The sequence below is a fragment of the Brevundimonas sp. genome (genome assembly GCF_035626975.1).
GTDB lineage: Bacteria > Pseudomonadota > Alphaproteobacteria > Caulobacterales > Caulobacteraceae > Brevundimonas.
Window position 1 is genome coordinate 35,146 of the sequence record NZ_DASPMQ010000006.1, and the last position, 15,908, is coordinate 51,053.

Sequence of the window (15,908 nt, forward strand, 5' to 3'; positions counted from 1 at the left end):
GGATCTGATTCGCCATGGCCGTCAGTCTAGCGGTGATCGCCCGTCATGACCGCCCCCTGCGTCAGAAACGGACGTCAGCCCGGAATGATGCGCCGCAGCCAGCTTTCACGCTGCCCCTCCGGAGCGACGTCGGGCTGCCGGCCTTCCTCGGTCAGCAGGGCGTAGGCCTCGGCGTACCAGGGGCTGCCCGGATAGTTGTGGCCCAGCACGGCGCCGTTGCGGGTCGCCTCTTCCTTCAGGCCGAGCGTCAGATTGACCTCGACCAGCCGGAACAGGGCCTCGGGCGTATGCGAGGTGCGCTGATAGGCTTCGTTGTCGATCACCGCCTTGTAGCGGTTGAGCGCGGCCAGCGGCTGGCCGGCGCGCTGGTAGTAGCGGCCGATGGACATTTCCTTGCCGGCCAGCTGGTCGTTGACCATGTCGATCTTGACCGTGGCGTCGATGGCGTAGGGCGTCCCGGGATAGCGGCGGGCGACGTCGCGCAGGCCGTCCAGGGCCGCCTGGGCGTAGCCCTGGTCGCGGCCGACGTCGGTGATCTGTTCGAAATTGCTCAGCGCCTTCATGTAGAAGGCGTAGGGCGCGCTGGGATTGCCGGGGAACAGCTGGATGAACCGGTCCGCCGCCGCGATCGCCTCGGCGTAATTGTTGTTCTGATAGTAGGCGTAAATCTGCATCAGGATCGCGCGCCGCGACCATTCCGAATACGGGTGCTGGCGCTCGACCTCCTGGAAATAGTCGATCGCGTCGCCCCAGCGCCGGCTTTCCAGCCGCTGGTAGCCGGTGTTGTAGAGCGCCTCGACCGGACGCTCCTCATAGGCGAGGCGCGGGCGGTCTCCGCGGCCGGCGCAGGCGGAAATTGTCAGGGCCGACACGGCCACGGCCGAGAGGATCAGGCCGGTGCGGATCTTGGAAGCAGGCAAGGACGACCTCAACATAACAGGCCGGCGGGCATCCACCCGTCGGCGCCCCCGGAAACGAGACGCGATCTCTACACCAGCGGACAACCCCGCGCCAATGCAGGAAGAAGTTGCCCAAAAAGACTCGCCGCGCCTTGTGGCTGGGCCGTCCCCTGATATGTAGCGCGCCAGCGCCACGGCGGCATTCTCAGCCGGGCGATGACGGCGAAAGGATGACCGGACATGAAGCTGCTCTCTGGCAACTCCAACCGGATTCTGTCCCAGGCCATCGCGGATCACCTCGACATGCCCCTGACCAAGGCCCAGGTGAAACGATTCGCCGACAATGAGGTCTTCGCGGTCATCGAGGAGAACGTCCGGGGCGAGGACGTTTTCGTCCTCCAGTCGACCAGCTACCCGGCCAACGACAATCTGATGGAACTGCTGATCATCACCGACGCCCTGGTGCGGGCCTCGGCGAAGCGGATCACGGCGGTGATGCCCTATTTCGGCTATGCCCGGCAGGACCGGAAGACCGGCGGCCGGACGCCGATCTCGGCCAAGCTGGTGGCGAACCTGATCACCCGCGCCGGAGCCGACCGGGTCCTGACGATGGATCTGCACGCCGGCCAGATCCAGGGCTTCTTCGACATTCCGACCGACAATCTCGTCGCCACCCCCGTGCTGGCCCTGGACATCAAGGAACGCTATCCGCGTGGGGACGACCTGATGATCGTCTCGCCGGACGTCGGCGGCGTGGTCCGGGCGCGCTCCCTGGCCAAGCGGCTGGATGCGGACCTCGCCATCGTTGACAAGCGCCGGCCCAAGGCGGGCGAAAGCGAGGTCATGAACATCATCGGCGACGTCGAGGGGCGTCGCTGCATCCTGTTCGACGACATCGTCGATTCCGGCGGCACCCTGGTGAACGCCGCCCAGGCCCTGATGGACAAGGGCGCGACCGAGGTCTCGGCCTACATCAGCCACGGCGTACTGTCGGGTCCGGCGGTTCAACGCGTGGCGGACGGCCCGCTGAAGGAGCTGGTCATCACCGACTCCATCGAGCAGCCCCACGAAGTTTTGACCTGCAAGAAAATCCGCCGCGTCTCGGTCGCTCCGCTGATCGGAGAGGCCATACGGCGCATCGCCAACGAAGAATCCGTCTCCAAACTGTTCGACTAGCGTCCGGAACTCTATCGGCTCTCGCCCCATTTGCGCCCTCAGGTTGGGCGTTGCTGGGCGCCGGTTATCCGAGGAGTCTAGATGCGTCCGGTTTTCCTGCACCGCGGTCCCTCCGTAGCGGCCCTCGCCATCGCCGCCCTGCTGGCCGGCTGCGCATCCGATGCCCCGACCAAGGCCGAGATCGAAGCCGCCCGCGTGGCCGCCGAAGTCGCCGCGGTTGCGGCGCGAACGCCGCCGCCGATCAACCTCAACCGGGGCGTCGCGGAGGCGGCGGCCGTCTACATGGCGTTCAGCCGCGACATGGCCGCCCTGGAGGGCGGCTTCAGCGACCCGGAACAGATCCAGGCGGCGCTGCGTCGTGGCTCGGCCTATGACCCCGGCCAGATTTCGCGCGGTCTGGTGGCCTACGCCTCCATCCTGGCCCTGCAGTCGCCCGAGTTCGTCTCCGGCGTCCGCTCGCTCGCGGACGACCAGATCACGCGCGAAAAGATCGTCGCCGATATCGTGGCCGATCCAAGCTACGCCTCGACCCTGCCCGGAGCCGAGGCGGCGGCCGGCCTGGTCATGACGACGCTCGCGGCCGACATCAACGCGTTGGGCCGGGCCGCGAATTCGATCGAGAACGACGCCTACGCCATCCAGGCGCTCTACGACCCACGCCGGCCCTGGGGAGTCGCCGAGGTCGCCAATCGCGAGAGTCGCCTGCAAGCGGCCAAGGTCCAGTCGGCCATGACCGTGCCGCCCTCCGCGGACGAGGCGGCGCGCCTGTTCGCGGCGGCGCATAGCGGCGGCGGCGCTCTCCCGGTCACTGGCGATCCCCGCAAGCCGCCCTATCCCCCCGCGGTGGTGAACGCCCTCGCCCTCGCGGCGCTCGCCGCCCTCGGCTACGCGGGGGAGAACGCCCGCGCCAATACCGACGCCCTGCAGTTCGATCGCGTCAGCCACGGCTGCCTCAGCATGTCGAAGCTGAACCTGTTCCAGTGCCTGGCGGCCTCACGCCCGAACTATGAGGATATGTTCTGCCTCGGCCGTCACATCGTTCGTGACCTGGCCACCTGTTCTCGCGGCGCGGCCATGCCGGCGGCGGTCGTCACCGTGTCGGATGTCACACCCGCCGAGCCCATCATCATCACGCCGGCCCGGCCCGCTGCCGCCCAAACGCCGATCACGATTACGCCAACTCCCGCGCCCGCGCCGCCGCCAAGGCCCGCCGAATCCCTGACGGAACGGCTGAATACCCAGCCTGCGCGCGCCCCCGGGGACTAGCGCGCCGTATCGCCGCGGCGCTCCAGCCAAGCTCGCATTAACGCTCGGAGAACCGATTCGGTCGCGTTATAACGGCCTTCAAGGTTCCGGCGCCCAAGGCGACGCCGCGTCCAGGTTGGGGGTTTTCGTATGCTTGAGGCTCGTCTTCGCCGCGGCCTGTCGTTTGCCGCAATCGCCGCGATGGCCGTTCTGGCGGCTTGCGCCACGCCCGAACCCGAGCCCGCTCCTCCGCCGCCTCCTCCGCCGCCGCCGCCGCCGGCCGTCAGCCTGAACGAGGGCGTGGCGCAGGCCGCGTCCATCTATGTGGCCTTCATGCGCGACGCGGCCACCCTCCAGGCCGGTTTCCCGTCCGCTGAGTCGATCCAGGCGGCGATCCGCAAGGGCGCCTCCTACGAGCCCGCGCAGCTGTCGCGCGGCATGATCGCCTACGGCTCCATCCTGGCGCTCCAATCGCCGGAATTCGTTCAGGGCGTCCGGACCTACGCCGTCGATCCGGCCATCCGTCAGGAAATGGTCGCCCGCATCATCGCGGACCCCGCCTACGCCGCCACCCTTCCCGGCGCCGACGCCGCGGCGGGCCTGATCGTGGACACCATCGGCCGCGACTCCGCCGCCATGCTGGCGATCGCTGACGCCGTCGAGGAGGACGCCTACACCATCCAGGGCCGGTCCGACCCGCGCCGCCGCTGGGCCACGGTCCATATCGCCGATCGCGACACCCGGCTGCAGGGCGCCAAGGCGCTGTCGGCGGTTCAGATGCTGCCGTCGGCGGAGGAATCGGCCCGCCTGTTCGCGGCCGCCAACAGCGGCTCAGGCCTGTCCCTGAGCCCGGCCCGATCGGGGCCGCCCTACACGCCCGCGGTGATCCGTTCTCTGGCTCTCGCCGCGCTGGCGGCGCTCGGGGCCGGTGGCGAGGACGCCCGGGCCAACACCGAAGCGCTGACGGTCGAGCAGAACAGCGAGTTCTGCCTGAACATGTCCAAGCTGATGCTGTTCCAGTGCCTGGCCGCCTCGCGCCCCAGCTATGAGGACATCTTCTGCGTGGGACGGCACGTAGCGCGCGACCTGGCCATTTGCACCGCGCAGAACATCACGCCCGTGCCCGTGGCGACCCCCGCGACGGAGGTGGCCGGTTCCGCCCCCGCCGCGGTTCAGACGCCCGTGGCGGCCGAGGCGGCGGCCGCTTCGACCTCCGCGACGGCCGCCCTGAACAGCGAAGGCTGACCCGCCGGCGCGATCCGCGCGCCCAGACGGTTGCGTCATCGGGCGTCTCCGTGTAATAGCCCGCCCTCTTGAATTCGAGGGTTCGAGGACCCCGTCGCGCGGGCGATTACGTCAGCGCGGCGTTTCTGTTTGTTGAGGCGAGCCAGATGGCCGAGATCATTCTGAACGTCGATGTCCGTGATGGCGTCGGCACCGGTGGCGCCCGCGCCGCGCGTCGTGCGGGCATGGTCCCGGGCGTGCTGTACGGCGGCGACAAGGCCCCCGTGGCGATCTCGGTGAACGAGCGCGACTTCCGCAAGTCGCTCTACACCGGCAAGCTGCTGGGTCACCTGGTGACCCTGAAGTACGGCGACGAGACCCAGCCGGTCATCGCCCGCGACGTCCAGTTCGACCCGGTGTCGGACCGTCCGCTGCACTTCGACCTGATGCGCGTCGACACGAAGCAGACCATCAAGATCGACATCCCGGTCCACTTCATCAACCAGGACCAGTGCGAAGCCTTCCGTCAGGGCGGCTCGCTGGAAGTCGTTCGCCACTCGGTCGAAGTGAAAGTCCGCGCCGACCACATTCCGGAAGACCTGATCGTCGATCTGGCCGGGCACAAGCTGGGCGACACCATCCGCTGGACCGACCTGAAGGGCACCAAGGACGTCGAGCCGACCATCACCGACCGTGATTTCGTGATCGCCTCCATCAAGACCTCTTCGGCCGCCATCTCGGCCGCCGCCGACGAAGCGCATGACGCTGAAGTCGCCGCCGAGGCCGCGGAAGTCGAAGCGACCGAACAGGCCGCGACCGACGAGGCCGAAGCCACGGAAGACACTGCCGAGGGCTGATCCTCTCTCGACAAGCTGCTACTGGAACGGCCCCATCCGGAAACGGACGGGGCCGTTTCCTTATCCGGAACCCGCCATGATCATCATCGCCGGCCTGGGCAATCCGGGACCGAAATACCAGGGCAACCGCCACAACATCGGCTTCATGGCCGCCGACGAGATCGCGCGGCGCTGGTCGTTCGGACCCGAGCGGGCCAAATTCCAGTCGGTGATCCGCGACGGCGAGGTCGAAACCGCCTCCGGTCGCGAACGCGTCCTGCTGATGAAGCCGCAGACCTGGATGAACGAGAGCGGCCGGGCCGTGGCCGAGGCGGCGCGCTTCTACAAGGTTCAGCCGTCGGAGGTCATCGTGTTCCACGACGAGATCGACCTGGCTCCCGGCCGGTTCCGCATGAAGGCGGGCGGCGGAGCGGCCGGCCAGAACGGGGTGCGCTCCCTGATCAGCCAGCTGGGCCCCGATTTCCGCCGGGGCCGCATGGGCGTCGGCCACCCGGGCGAGCCGCAGCTGGTGCACGGCTATGTACTGAGCGACTTCCACAAGGCCGATCAGCCTTGGCTCGACGCCATGCTGACGGCGGTGGCCGACGCCCTGCCCTTCGCCCTCGCCGGAGACGACGATCGCTACCAGGCCGAAGTCATGCGTCTGGCCCCCGCCCCGAAATTCAGCCCGCGTCAGGCGGCGCGCGGCGAAGGCTGATCACGCGACACGCCGCCGCCTTGCCGGTGGTCGCCGCGGGCGATAGACCGCGCCACCGTTCAGAAGGTTGTCCAGATGTCCCGCGCCCTTCCCGTCGCCCTCGCCTCGCTCGTCCTGGCCGCCTGTACGCCGGGAGGGCCGGCGAAACACGGTGACGCGGCGACGGCGGTGCAGGTCGCCGACGCCCTGTGCCGTCCCACGCCGGTCGGCCGCCAGACCACCGGCTGCTACCTGACCCTCACCGCCGCCGCCGACGACCGGCTCATGAGCGTCGCCAGCCCCGTCGCGGGCCGCGCCCAGGTCCACGAGAGCCGGATGGAAAGCAATATGATGATGATGCATCAGGTGGAGGGCGGACTTCCCCTGCCGGCCGGGCAGGCCGTCGAGCTGAAGCCGGGCGGCAATCACATCATGCTGCTGGCCGTCGCCGAACCGCTGAAGGCGGGCGACACCGTCGCGCTGACGCTGACCTTCGCCTCGGCCCCGCCGGTCGAGGTCACAGCGACCGTCGGCCAGCCCGCGCTCACCGACTACGGTCACGCGTCTCACTGACGACGAGCGCAAGCCTGACAAACCGGCCGCGACCCGCTAAAGGCTCGCGCTCACCAAGGAAACCCCCGCCCCCATGGCCCTGAAAGTCGCGATTGTCGGCCTGCCCAACGTCGGCAAGTCCACCCTCTTCAACGCCCTCACCAAGACGGCGGCGGCCCAGGCGGCCAACTACCCCTTCTGCACCATCGAGCCGAACACCGGCGACGTGGCGGTGCCTGAGCCGCGGCTTGAGGTTCTGGCGCAGATCGCGGGCTCGAAGGAGATCATCCCGTCGCGCATCACCTTCGTCGACATCGCCGGCCTGGTGCGGGGCGCGTCCAAGGGCGAGGGCCTCGGCAACCAGTTCCTGGCCAACATCCGCGACTGCGACGCCGTGGCCTTCGTGGCCCGCTGCTTCGTCGACGATGACATCACCCACGTCGAGAACCGCATCGACCCGATCTCCGACCTCGAGATCATCGAGACCGAACTGATGCTGGCCGATCTCGAAAGCCTGGAGAAGCGGGTCGTCAACGTCGAGAAGAAGGCCAAGGGCGGCGACAAGGAGGCCCAGACCGCCCTGCGCCTGATCAACATGGCGCTGACGCCGCTGCGCGCCGGCAAGCCCGCGCGCGTGGTCCAGGTCGACAAGGAGGACGAGAAGGCGTGGCACATGCTGCAGCTGCTGACCTCCCTGCCCGCCCTCTATGTCGCCAACGTCGATGAGGCGTCGGCGGACAAGGGCAACGAACTGTCGGATCTGGTGGCGAAGCGCGCCGCGGCCGACAACGCCAAGGCCGTGGTCATTTCAGCGAAGATCGATTCCGAACTGGCCGTGCTCGATCCGGAGGAGCAGGCCGAATTCCTCGAGAGCATGGGGCTCGAGGAGCCGGGCCTGAACCGCCTGATCCGCGAGGCCTACGCCCTGCTCGGCCTGCAGACCTATTTCACGGTCGGGCCGAAGGAGGCCCGCGCCTGGACCATTCCGATCGGCGCGACGGCCCCGCAGGCGGCCGGGGTGATCCACACCGATTTCGAGAAGGGTTTCATCCGCGCCGAAACCATCGCCTTCGCCGACTTTGTCGTCCTCAAGGGCGAGCAGGGCGCGAAGGAGGCCGGGAAGATGCGGGCCGAGGGCAAGAGCTACGTCGTCAAGGACGGCGACGTGATGCATTTCCTGTTCAACGGCTGACCGCCTACTCCGCCGGCGTATCCTCCAGCGTCGTGCATTTGGTCAGGGCGACCACGGCGTTGTCGCGGTTCAACCAGGTCAGGCGCATGGTCTGGCCGGACACCGCCATCCGCACCCGTTCGTTGGAGACGGTCCCTTCGGCGGTGCAGATCAGAGCGGCTTCGTAACCGTCGACGATCTGGTCGATCGCGCCGATGGCGCAGCTGTTCTCATAGCCTTCGAAGCGGGTGGTTGTGATCTCGATCGGGCGTTGCGGCCCGGTCGTGTTCGGACACCAGGACACGTCGGCGGCCCAGCGGCCGACGAAGCTGCGCGGGCCGGTGCCCGGCAGGATCGTCCCTGCGCCCGGAGGACGCGCCGCCGGCGGTGGAGCGGCCGCCTCGGGCGTGTCGATGGGCTCGGCGGGGTCAGTCGGAGGATTGGGCTCCCCGGGACCGCAGGCGGCGACGGCGAACGCGGCGAGCAGGCTGAGGCGAATCCGGACCATGGTCCGCAAACGCGGAAGGGTGCGGTCGGCTCCGTCGCATGCGCCTCGATCACGAATTCGCGGTCACGCTTGCATCCCTCGCCAGTATTTGCGACCGGTTCGCCTGTGTCGAGAACAAGGGGGTGTCCCGAATGACTCAGAACACCAATCCGTGGGCAGCGCAGATCGATCCGTTGGCGCAGGACATCGCCGCAGTGCTCAAGCGAATGGGCGGTTCCGCCCACCAGAAGGATGTCGTCCAGTGCGTGGCGGCGATGAAGCGACAGCGTGGCGAGACCGTTGCGCAGGATCTGGCCAACCGGATCGTCGAGGTGTTCGAGCGCTATCGCGACCTGTTCTTCAAACCGTTCGGCGAGGGGTCGATGCGGTGGGCGCTGCAGCCCGGCGTGGCCTGATCTTATCGACCTGACCAACGAAAAAGGCCCGCGGCGCGCCGCGGGCCTTCGTCGATCGCGTAGAGTCTGCTGTCCCTAGAAGCGACGCACGTAGCTCAGAGACCAGACGTCGGCTTCGCCGTCGTCGCCGAAATCGCGTCGGGTCCAGTCACCCCGGACGCCGTTGTTTTCGTCGAAGAACCAGTTCGCCCCGGCGCCGTAGGCGACGCCGTCGAAGGAGTCGTCCGCTGTGACGCCCGAAGCCGTGGCCTCGAACTCGGTCGTGCCGTAGCCGACGCGACCGAACAGCTCGAGACTGGAGTTGATCGGCAGGTACCCGACCACATAGGCGCCGACATCGTACTTCTGCTCGATGGTCGTGCCGGGGATGCCGATGGCGACCTCCTCGTCGGTGACGCCGAAGGAGGCTTCTCCCTCGATGCCCACGTGCGGAGTGAATTTGGCGCCGATCCGGCCGGTGACCGATCCGAAGTCCAGGCCGTCGGCGTCGAGCTGGCTGTAGCCGACCGTGCCGTAGATTTGCGGCGCCGAGACGCTCTGCGCCATCGCCGCGGGGGCGAGCAGGGACAGGGCGGCGGTCGCGAGTAACAGATTTCGCATGTGTTTTTTGGCTCCAGAAAGTGGCTTTCGCCACCACGCCCCCCTTGGCGAGGAAGGTGTGGAGCCAGCTTCACCGTTACAAGTCATCAGGCGAAGACATAAGCGATGCTGTAGCCGTCGGAGCACACACGCTGGTACGCGAAGTCGCCGAAGGCCCGCGACGCGGGGTCGCGGGCCCGAAGGCGATCAGAAGCGGCGAACGTAGCTGAGGCCGTAGGTGTCGACCTCGCCGCCGCCGTCGTCCTGGAAGTCGCGGCGGGTCCAGTCGGCGCGGACGCCGTTCTGGCCGTCGAGATACCAGTTCGCGCCGGCGCCGTAGTTGATGCTCTCGCCGTCCTCGCTGGCGGTGAAGCCGGCCACGTCGGTCTTGATCGAGGTGGCGCCGTAGCCGAGGCGGCCGAACAGTTCGAGGTTTTCGCTGACCGGCACGCTGGCGACGCCGTAGAGGGCGGCGTCGTATTCATGCTCGAGCGAGCCGTCCACGCCGCCGACGGTGATGTCCTCGTCCTTGACGCCGAAGGAGGCCTCGCCCTCGACGCCGATGTAGCGCGAGACCTTGGCGCCGACCCGGCCGGTCACGGCGCCGAGGCTGCCGTCGTCGGCGTCCAGGTGGGTGTAGCCGATCGAGCCGGTCCATTGCGGATCGGAGAAGCTCTGGGCCAGGGCCGGCGTTGAGAGAAGAGTAAGAGCGGCTGTCGCGAGAAGAACGTTACGCATTGTTTCAGTATCCTCTAGATGTGGTCACTTCTGCGGTGACCAGCCCCATCCAGCGGGAGACAAATGGGCGGACGTTCGAGGCGTTCCAGGGGCAGAAAACAACTTGCGGCCAACTGTGCACGGTGTGGCACAGACATCGATACGCCAATCGTGACCTTCTCGTGACCTTATATCGGCGTTCTGGTTTCTAGCGGTCCTTCTCGCGTTCCGTCCCCGCCCGGGCGTGCAGGGCGGCCTGGGCGGCGGCGAGGCGGGCGATGGGAACGCGGTAGGGCGAGCAGCTGACGTAGCTCAGGCCGACCTCCTCGCAGAAGGCGATCGAGGACGGGTCGCCGCCATGCTCGCCGCAGATGCCCATCTTGATGTCCGGACGCACGGCGCCGCCGCGCTCGGCGGCGATGCGGATCAGGTCGCCGACCCCGTCGCGGTCGAGGCGGACGAACGGGTCCGTCTCGAAGATGCCCTTGTCCATATAGGCCTGCAGGAACCGGCCGGAGTCGTCGCGGCTGATGCCGAAGGTGGTCTGGGTCAGGTCGTTGGTGCCGAAGGAGAAGAATTCGGCGTGTTCGGCCAGGTCGCCGGCGCGCAGGGCGGCGCGGGGCAGCTCGATCATGGTCCCGACCAGATAGGCGATCGTCTGGCCGGTTTCGGCGAAGACCTCGCGGGCGACCCGGTCGGTCAGTTCGCGCAGGTATTTCATCTCGAGGCCGAGGGCGACCAGCGGGTGCATGATCTCCGGCAGCGGCGCCTCGCCGGATGTCGCCTGCACCTCCAGCGCCGCCTCGAGGATGGCGCGGACCTGCATCTCGTAGATCTCGGGATAGGCCACGCCAAGGCGGCAGCCGCGATGGCCGAGCATGGGGTTGGTCTCGTGCAGCTCCCGGGCCCGCCGCTTCAGCTTGGCCGCGTCGAGGCCCTGCGTCGCCGCCAGCGCGTCGATCTCGGCCTCGCTGTGCGGGATGAACTCGTGCAGCGGCGGGTCGAGCAGGCGCACCGTCACCGGCAGGCCGGTCATGATCTGGAACAGCTCGACGAAGTCGCTCTTCTGGAACGGCGCGATCTTGGCCAGGGCCGCCCGGCGGCCGGCCTCGTCGTCGGCGAGGATCATTTCCCGCACCGCGGCGATGCGGGCGTCGTCGAAGAACATGTGCTCGGTCCGGCACAGGCCGATGCCCTCGGCTCCGAAGCCCCGCGCGGTCTTCGCATCGAGCGGCGTCTCGGCGTTGGCGCGAACCCTGAGACGGCGGACCTTGTCGGCCCAGGCCATCAGGGTCTGGAAGTCGCCGGTCAGCTCGGGTTCGATCATCGCAACCGCCCCCTCGAGCACCTCGCCCTTCGAACCGTCGATGGTGATGATCTCGCCGGCCCTGAACGTGCGGCCCCGGGCGGTGAAGGTCCCGGCCTTTTCGTTGATCGACAGTTCGTTGATGCCGCAGACGCAGGGTCGCCCCATGCCCCGGGCGACGACGGCGGCGTGGCTGGTCATGCCGCCGCGGGCGGTGACGATGCCGCGCGCCGCGTGCATGCCGTGGATGTCCTCCGGCGAGGTCTCCTCGCGCACCAGGATTACGGCGTCGCCCAGCTGGGACAGCCGCTCGGCCTCGTCGGCGTCGAAGACGATCTTGCCCGTGGCCGCGCCCGGCGAGGCGGGCAGGCCGGCGGCGATCACCTTGCGCTCGGCGTTCGGATCCAGCGTCGGGTGCAGCAGCTGGTCCAGCGCCGAGGGCTCGACACGGGACACCGCCTCCTCTTCCGAAATCACGCCCTCGGCGGCCAGATCGACGGCGATCTTCAGCGCGGCCTTGGCGGTGCGCTTGCCGTTGCGGGTCTGCAGCATCCATAGTCGGCCCTGCTCGACCGTGAACTCGATGTCCTGCATGTCGCGATAGTGGGTTTCAAGTTTCCCAACGACTTCAACGAACTGGGCGAAGACCTCGGGCATCGCCTCCTCCATCGACGGAGCCGTTTCACCCATCTCCTCGCGGCCCGCCTTCGTCAGCGACTGGGGCGTGCGGATGCCGGCGACGACGTCCTCGCCCTGGGCGTTGATCAGGAACTCGCCGTACAGTTTCGACTCGCCGGTCGAGGGATTGCGGGTAAAGGCCACGCCCGTGGCCGAGGTGTCGCCCATATTGCCGAACACCATCGACTGGACGTTGACCGCCGTGCCCCAGCTTTCGGGGATGTCGTGCATGCGGCGATAGAATTTGGCCCGGTCGTTCATCCAGCTGGCGAAGACGGCCGAGACCGCGCCCCACAGCTGGTCGTTCGGATCCTGCGGGAAGGCGTGGCCGAGATGATCCTCGACGACCCGCTTGTAGTCGGCGACCACCTTCTCCCAGTCCGAGGCCGACAGGTCGGTGTCGATGGTGACCCCGAGGCGATCCTTGTGATCGTCCAGCACCTCCTCGAAGTCGTCGTGGCTGAGACCCAGAACCACGTTGGAGTACATGGTGATGAAGCGGCGGTAGCTGTCGAAGGCGAAGCGGCGGTCGCCGGAGAGGGCCGCCAGCCCCTCCACCGTCTGATCGTTGAGGCCGAGGTTGAGGACCGTGTCCATCATCCCGGGCATCGAGGCGCGGGCGCCCGAGCGGACCGAGACCAGCAACGGGTTCTTCGGATCGCCGAAGGTCTTGCCGACCACCGTCTCGACCTTCCGGAGGCCGGCGGCGACCTGGTCCGCCAGATCGGCGGGATAGCTCTGGCCGTTGGAATAGTAGTGGACGCAGGCCCCGGTGGTGATGGTGAATCCCGGCGGCACCGGCAGGCCCAGCGACGACATCTCGGCCAGGTTCGCGCCCTTGCCGCCGAGAAGGTTCTTCATCGACGCGTCGCCGTCGGCGGAGCCGCCGCCGAAACCGTACACCCACTGAGTCATTCGCCAGCCCCTGAGCCGTTGTCCGTCGCGGAGACTCGCATCCCTCGCGGTGCAGCGCCCCGCTTACCGCGCCGGGGACGGCAAGGCGAGGCTGGGCGTGTAACAAAACGTGAGCGGCTGTGACGGTTCCGGGCCACGCGGGTCGAACGCCCCTGGCATCCAAAAAATCGCGAAACCCTGTCATCCCGACACTCCCGCACCCCGACGCATCTCCCTCTTTCGTGAGGCGAGAGGCGCCCGGCGCGCCACGATGGCGGCGGCGGCGGGCCCTGTCCCCTGTTCCGCAATACAAGCACGCGCCTGCGTCAGAATCGGACGTGAGCGCTCCGGAGAGCCCCTCCGGGTGGATCGGCGAGGGGTGCGGGATGGCAGGGAATGGCCGGGATGTGTCGGGATGGCAGGGTACGAGATGGTCGGGTCGGTTTGCTGTCGCGCGCCGCATCCGGGTGCGCCCGACCCGCCGTCATCCTCGGGCTTGACCCGAGGATGACGGGAAGAGTGAGCCGCAGCCATGACTCCGGTCCGGCCCCTAGATCGGACGGAAGCTCTGGATCGGTCCGATGGGCGGAACCTCCTGGTCCAGCGGGTCGTCCGGGTGGGCGGGCGGGGCGAGGTCGGCGTGGGGCGACAGAAAGGAGCGGCGCCGGGCCGGAGCGCGACTGCGCAGAAGGCGGACGAACTCGGCGAAGTCGCCGATCTGCTCGTTGTAGAAGGCCGCCTTCTCGACCGGGCCCATGTGGCCGGCGTCCTCGACCCGCACCAGCTTGCCCTGCGGCAGGGCGGCGGCAATGGTCTGGCCGGCATCGTCTTTGGTGATGAGGTCGCGGCCGCCGACGAAGACCAGGGCGGGAACGTCGATCCGTGGCAGGTGGTCGGTCACGGACCAGTGCAGCATGGCGACATTGCCGCGTGCCTGTACCGCCGGGGGATTCTTCGTCGGCAGAAGGGCCGTGCGGTCCAGCTGCTCGCGCGTCGGGCGCGTTCCGAACCCCGCGAGACGGACGGCGAGGTGGGTCGAACCGCTGAGCCACGCCTGCCAGTTCATTACCCATAGCGCCGGCGACAGGAGCATATCCAGCTTGCAAGCGAGTTCGACCAATGGCTGCAGAGGCTTGAACACCCGCGAGAGGATCATCGTTTCCAGCGGATTGGTGTGGGTGGTGTTCTCCAGCACGATGGCGGCCACCCGCCGGTTCAACAGTTCCGGATGACGGGCGCAGAAGGTCAGCACGGTCATGCCGCCGATGCTGTGACCGACGAGAATGACCGGGCGCTCTTCCGGCAGGCTGTCGATCACCGCGTGCAGGTCCTCGGCGAAGCCTTCGATCGAGTAGCCGGCCGTGGGCCGACCGGACCGGCCCAGTCCCGGAAGATCCCAGAAGACCAGACCGAAGCGGGCGCCCAGATCGGCGCGGGCCTCGGCCCAGATGCGCGCCGAGAGGCCCCAGCCATGGGTGAAGAGCAGGATCGGCCCGTCCGTCGCGCCCTCCGTCTCGACATGCAGGACGGCGCCGTCGGCGCCGGGCACCGCGACGCTTTCGGCCCGGCGGGCGAGCGCCGTCGTTTCTCCCCTGCCCAGCAGCATCAGGACGGGGATCCGCCCAAACAGGCTGATCGCCATCAGGGGCAGGCCCCACCACAGCCGGCCGTCCGAAGGCTCGGCGAAGCCGAGCGTCTCCGCCACATGATCGGTGTCGTACCAGCTCCACAGCAGCCAGGCGCTGATTGTGAAGAGGCCCAGCGAGGCGACGGCGAGAAGACGCTGGAGAAGGGAAAAAAGGACCATAGGCGACTTTCGGGAGCGTTCGTTTCCAACACCTCCGGCCCCTTGATCGTTCCGTGAAAACACGTGGGCTAACGCGCTCTTAACCGCGATGATTCACCACTCGATCTCCAAGCTGTGCGGGATCGAGTGATATGTCCGGGTTGAAGACCGATGTCGTTCTGAGGGGCGACTGCATCGAAGTGCTGAAGGGCCTGCCCGATGCGTCCTTCGACATGGTCTTCGCCGACCCGCCCTATAACCTGCAGCTGGGCGGCGACCTGCTGCGCCCGGACAACAGCCTGGTCGACGCGGTCGACGACGACTGGGACAAGTTCGACAGCTTCGCGACCTACGACGCCTTCACCCGGGCGTGGCTGACGGAATGCCGCCGGGTGCTGAAGCCCGAGGGCTCGATCTGGGTGATCGGCAGCTACCACAATGTCTTCCGCCTCGGCACGGCGATCCAGGACCTGGGCTTCTGGGTGCTGAACGACATCATCTGGCGCAAGTCGAATCCGATGCCGAACTTCAAGGGCACGCGCTTCACCAATGCCCATGAGACGCTGATCTGGGCGGCGCGGTCGCGCGAGCAGAAGCGCTACACCTTCAACTACGACGCGCTGAAGGCCTTTAACGAGGACACCCAGATGCGCTCCGACTGGACCTTCGCCCTGTGCACCGGCGAGGAGCGGATCAAGGACGCCGACGGCAAGAAGGCCCATCCGACCCAGAAGCCCGAGGCCCTGCTGCACCGGGTGCTGCTGGCCGCGACAAAACCGGGTGACGTGGTGCTGGACCCCTTCTTCGGCACCGGCACGACCGGTGCGGCGGCGAAGCGGCTGGGGCGGCGCTTCATCGGTATCGAGCGCGACGAGGGCTACGCCAGGGTGGCCGAGAAACGGATCAAGGCGGTGATCCCCGCCGCCCCCGAGGACCTGGTGGTCACCGGCTCCAAGCGGGCTGAGACCAAGGTGCCGTTCGGGGCCCTGGTCGAGGCCGGCCTGCTGCGGCCGGGCGACCGGCTGTACTGCCCGAAGGGGGAGCGCGAGGCGCGGGTGCGGGCCGACGGTTCGCTGGTGTCCGGATCGCTGAGCGGTTCAATCCACAAGCTCGGGGCGCTGTTCGAGAACGCCCCGGCCTGCAACGGCTGGACCTACTGGCGTTTCAAGTCCGATCAGGGACTGCGGTCGATCGACACCCTGAGGGCCGAGGTTCGCGCCGGAATGCAGTGACGGCGACCTGCTG

15 protein-coding genes are annotated in these 15,908 nt (G+C 68.0%); 9 read left to right on the top strand and 6 right to left on the bottom strand.

Annotated features, from left to right (window positions below):
- Window positions 1-74: 74 nt before the first annotated feature.
- Window positions 75-935: an outer membrane protein assembly factor BamD gene (gene bamD / locus VEB62_RS01780; RefSeq protein ID WP_324794823.1), complete on the bottom strand. Its 861-nt coding sequence runs from the start codon at window positions 933-935 to the stop codon at window positions 75-77.
- A 204-nt stretch (window positions 936-1,139) separates the two neighbouring features.
- On the opposite strand from bamD, the gene VEB62_RS01785 reads away from it, so the two are divergent.
- The 7 genes from VEB62_RS01785 to ychF all read left to right on the top strand — a co-directional run bounded on the left by VEB62_RS01785 (window position 1,140) and on the right by ychF (window position 7,821).
- On the top strand, window positions 1,140-2,075 hold the full coding sequence (locus tag VEB62_RS01785) for a ribose-phosphate pyrophosphokinase (RefSeq protein ID WP_324794825.1): 936 nt from the start codon (window positions 1,140-1,142) through the stop codon (window positions 2,073-2,075).
- A gap of 81 nt (window positions 2,076-2,156) precedes the next feature.
- Window positions 2,157-3,341 carry a hypothetical protein gene (locus tag VEB62_RS01790; RefSeq protein ID WP_324794826.1) on the top strand — a complete coding sequence of 395 codons (1,185 nt, stop codon included), beginning with the start codon at window positions 2,157-2,159 and terminating at the stop codon, window positions 3,339-3,341.
- A 180-nt stretch (window positions 3,342-3,521) separates the two neighbouring features.
- Window positions 3,522-4,565, top strand: a complete 1,044-nt coding sequence (locus VEB62_RS01795; RefSeq protein WP_324794827.1) for a hypothetical protein — start codon at window positions 3,522-3,524, stop codon at window positions 4,563-4,565.
- A 146-nt stretch (window positions 4,566-4,711) separates the two neighbouring features.
- A complete protein-coding gene (locus VEB62_RS01800) occupies window positions 4,712-5,401 on the top strand; it encodes a 50S ribosomal protein L25/general stress protein Ctc (RefSeq protein ID WP_324794829.1) in 690 nt (229 codons plus the stop codon).
- A gap of 76 nt (window positions 5,402-5,477) precedes the next feature.
- The gene (gene pth / locus VEB62_RS01805; RefSeq protein ID WP_324794830.1) at window positions 5,478-6,098 is read left to right on the top strand and encodes an aminoacyl-tRNA hydrolase; all 621 of its coding nucleotides are present in this window, start codon (window positions 5,478-5,480) and stop codon (window positions 6,096-6,098) included.
- A 75-nt stretch (window positions 6,099-6,173) separates the two neighbouring features.
- Window positions 6,174-6,650: a copper chaperone PCu(A)C gene (locus tag VEB62_RS01810; protein ID WP_324794831.1), complete on the top strand. Its 477-nt coding sequence runs from the start codon at window positions 6,174-6,176 to the stop codon at window positions 6,648-6,650.
- 73 nt (window positions 6,651-6,723) lie between these two features.
- Window positions 6,724-7,821, top strand: a complete 1,098-nt coding sequence (ychF, locus tag VEB62_RS01815) for a redox-regulated ATPase YchF (RefSeq protein ID WP_324794833.1) — start codon at window positions 6,724-6,726, stop codon at window positions 7,819-7,821.
- Between the two features lie 4 nt (window positions 7,822-7,825).
- On the opposite strand, the gene VEB62_RS01820 is transcribed toward ychF, so the two are convergent.
- Window positions 7,826-8,308, bottom strand: a complete 483-nt coding sequence (locus tag VEB62_RS01820) for a hypothetical protein (protein ID WP_324794835.1) — start codon at window positions 8,306-8,308, stop codon at window positions 7,826-7,828.
- A gap of 38 nt (window positions 8,309-8,346) precedes the next feature.
- Here VEB62_RS01820 and VEB62_RS01825 point away from each other — a divergent pair, with 38 nt between their 5' ends.
- A complete protein-coding gene (locus tag VEB62_RS01825) occupies window positions 8,347-8,703 on the top strand; it encodes a hypothetical protein (RefSeq protein ID WP_324794836.1) in 357 nt (118 codons plus the stop codon).
- A gap of 75 nt (window positions 8,704-8,778) precedes the next feature.
- Here the strand turns inward: VEB62_RS01825 and VEB62_RS01830 are convergent, their stop codons facing one another.
- The 4 genes from VEB62_RS01830 to VEB62_RS01845 all read right to left on the bottom strand — a co-directional run bounded on the left by VEB62_RS01830 (window position 8,779) and on the right by VEB62_RS01845 (window position 14,684).
- Window positions 8,779-9,303, bottom strand: coding sequence for a porin family protein (locus VEB62_RS01830; RefSeq protein WP_324794837.1), 525 nt, complete (start codon window positions 9,301-9,303; stop codon window positions 8,779-8,781).
- Window positions 9,304-9,489: 186 nt separating this feature from the next.
- Entirely contained in the window at window positions 9,490-10,020 is a 531-nt protein-coding gene (locus tag VEB62_RS01835) for a porin family protein (protein ID WP_324794839.1), read from the bottom strand.
- Between the two features lie 187 nt (window positions 10,021-10,207).
- On the bottom strand, window positions 10,208-12,898 hold the full coding sequence (gene ppdK / locus VEB62_RS01840) for a pyruvate, phosphate dikinase (protein ID WP_324794840.1): 2,691 nt from the start codon (window positions 12,896-12,898) through the stop codon (window positions 10,208-10,210).
- A gap of 529 nt (window positions 12,899-13,427) precedes the next feature.
- Complete coding sequence (locus VEB62_RS01845; RefSeq protein ID WP_324794841.1) at window positions 13,428-14,684, bottom strand: alpha/beta fold hydrolase; 1,257 nt, start codon at window positions 14,682-14,684, stop codon at window positions 13,428-13,430.
- 131 nt (window positions 14,685-14,815) lie between these two features.
- Here VEB62_RS01845 and VEB62_RS01850 point away from each other — a divergent pair, with 131 nt between their 5' ends.
- Window positions 14,816-15,895 (top strand): site-specific DNA-methyltransferase, encoded by a 1,080-nt coding sequence (locus tag VEB62_RS01850; protein WP_324794843.1) that lies wholly within the window; start codon window positions 14,816-14,818, stop codon window positions 15,893-15,895.
- The last annotated feature ends 13 nt before the right edge of the window (window positions 15,896-15,908 follow it).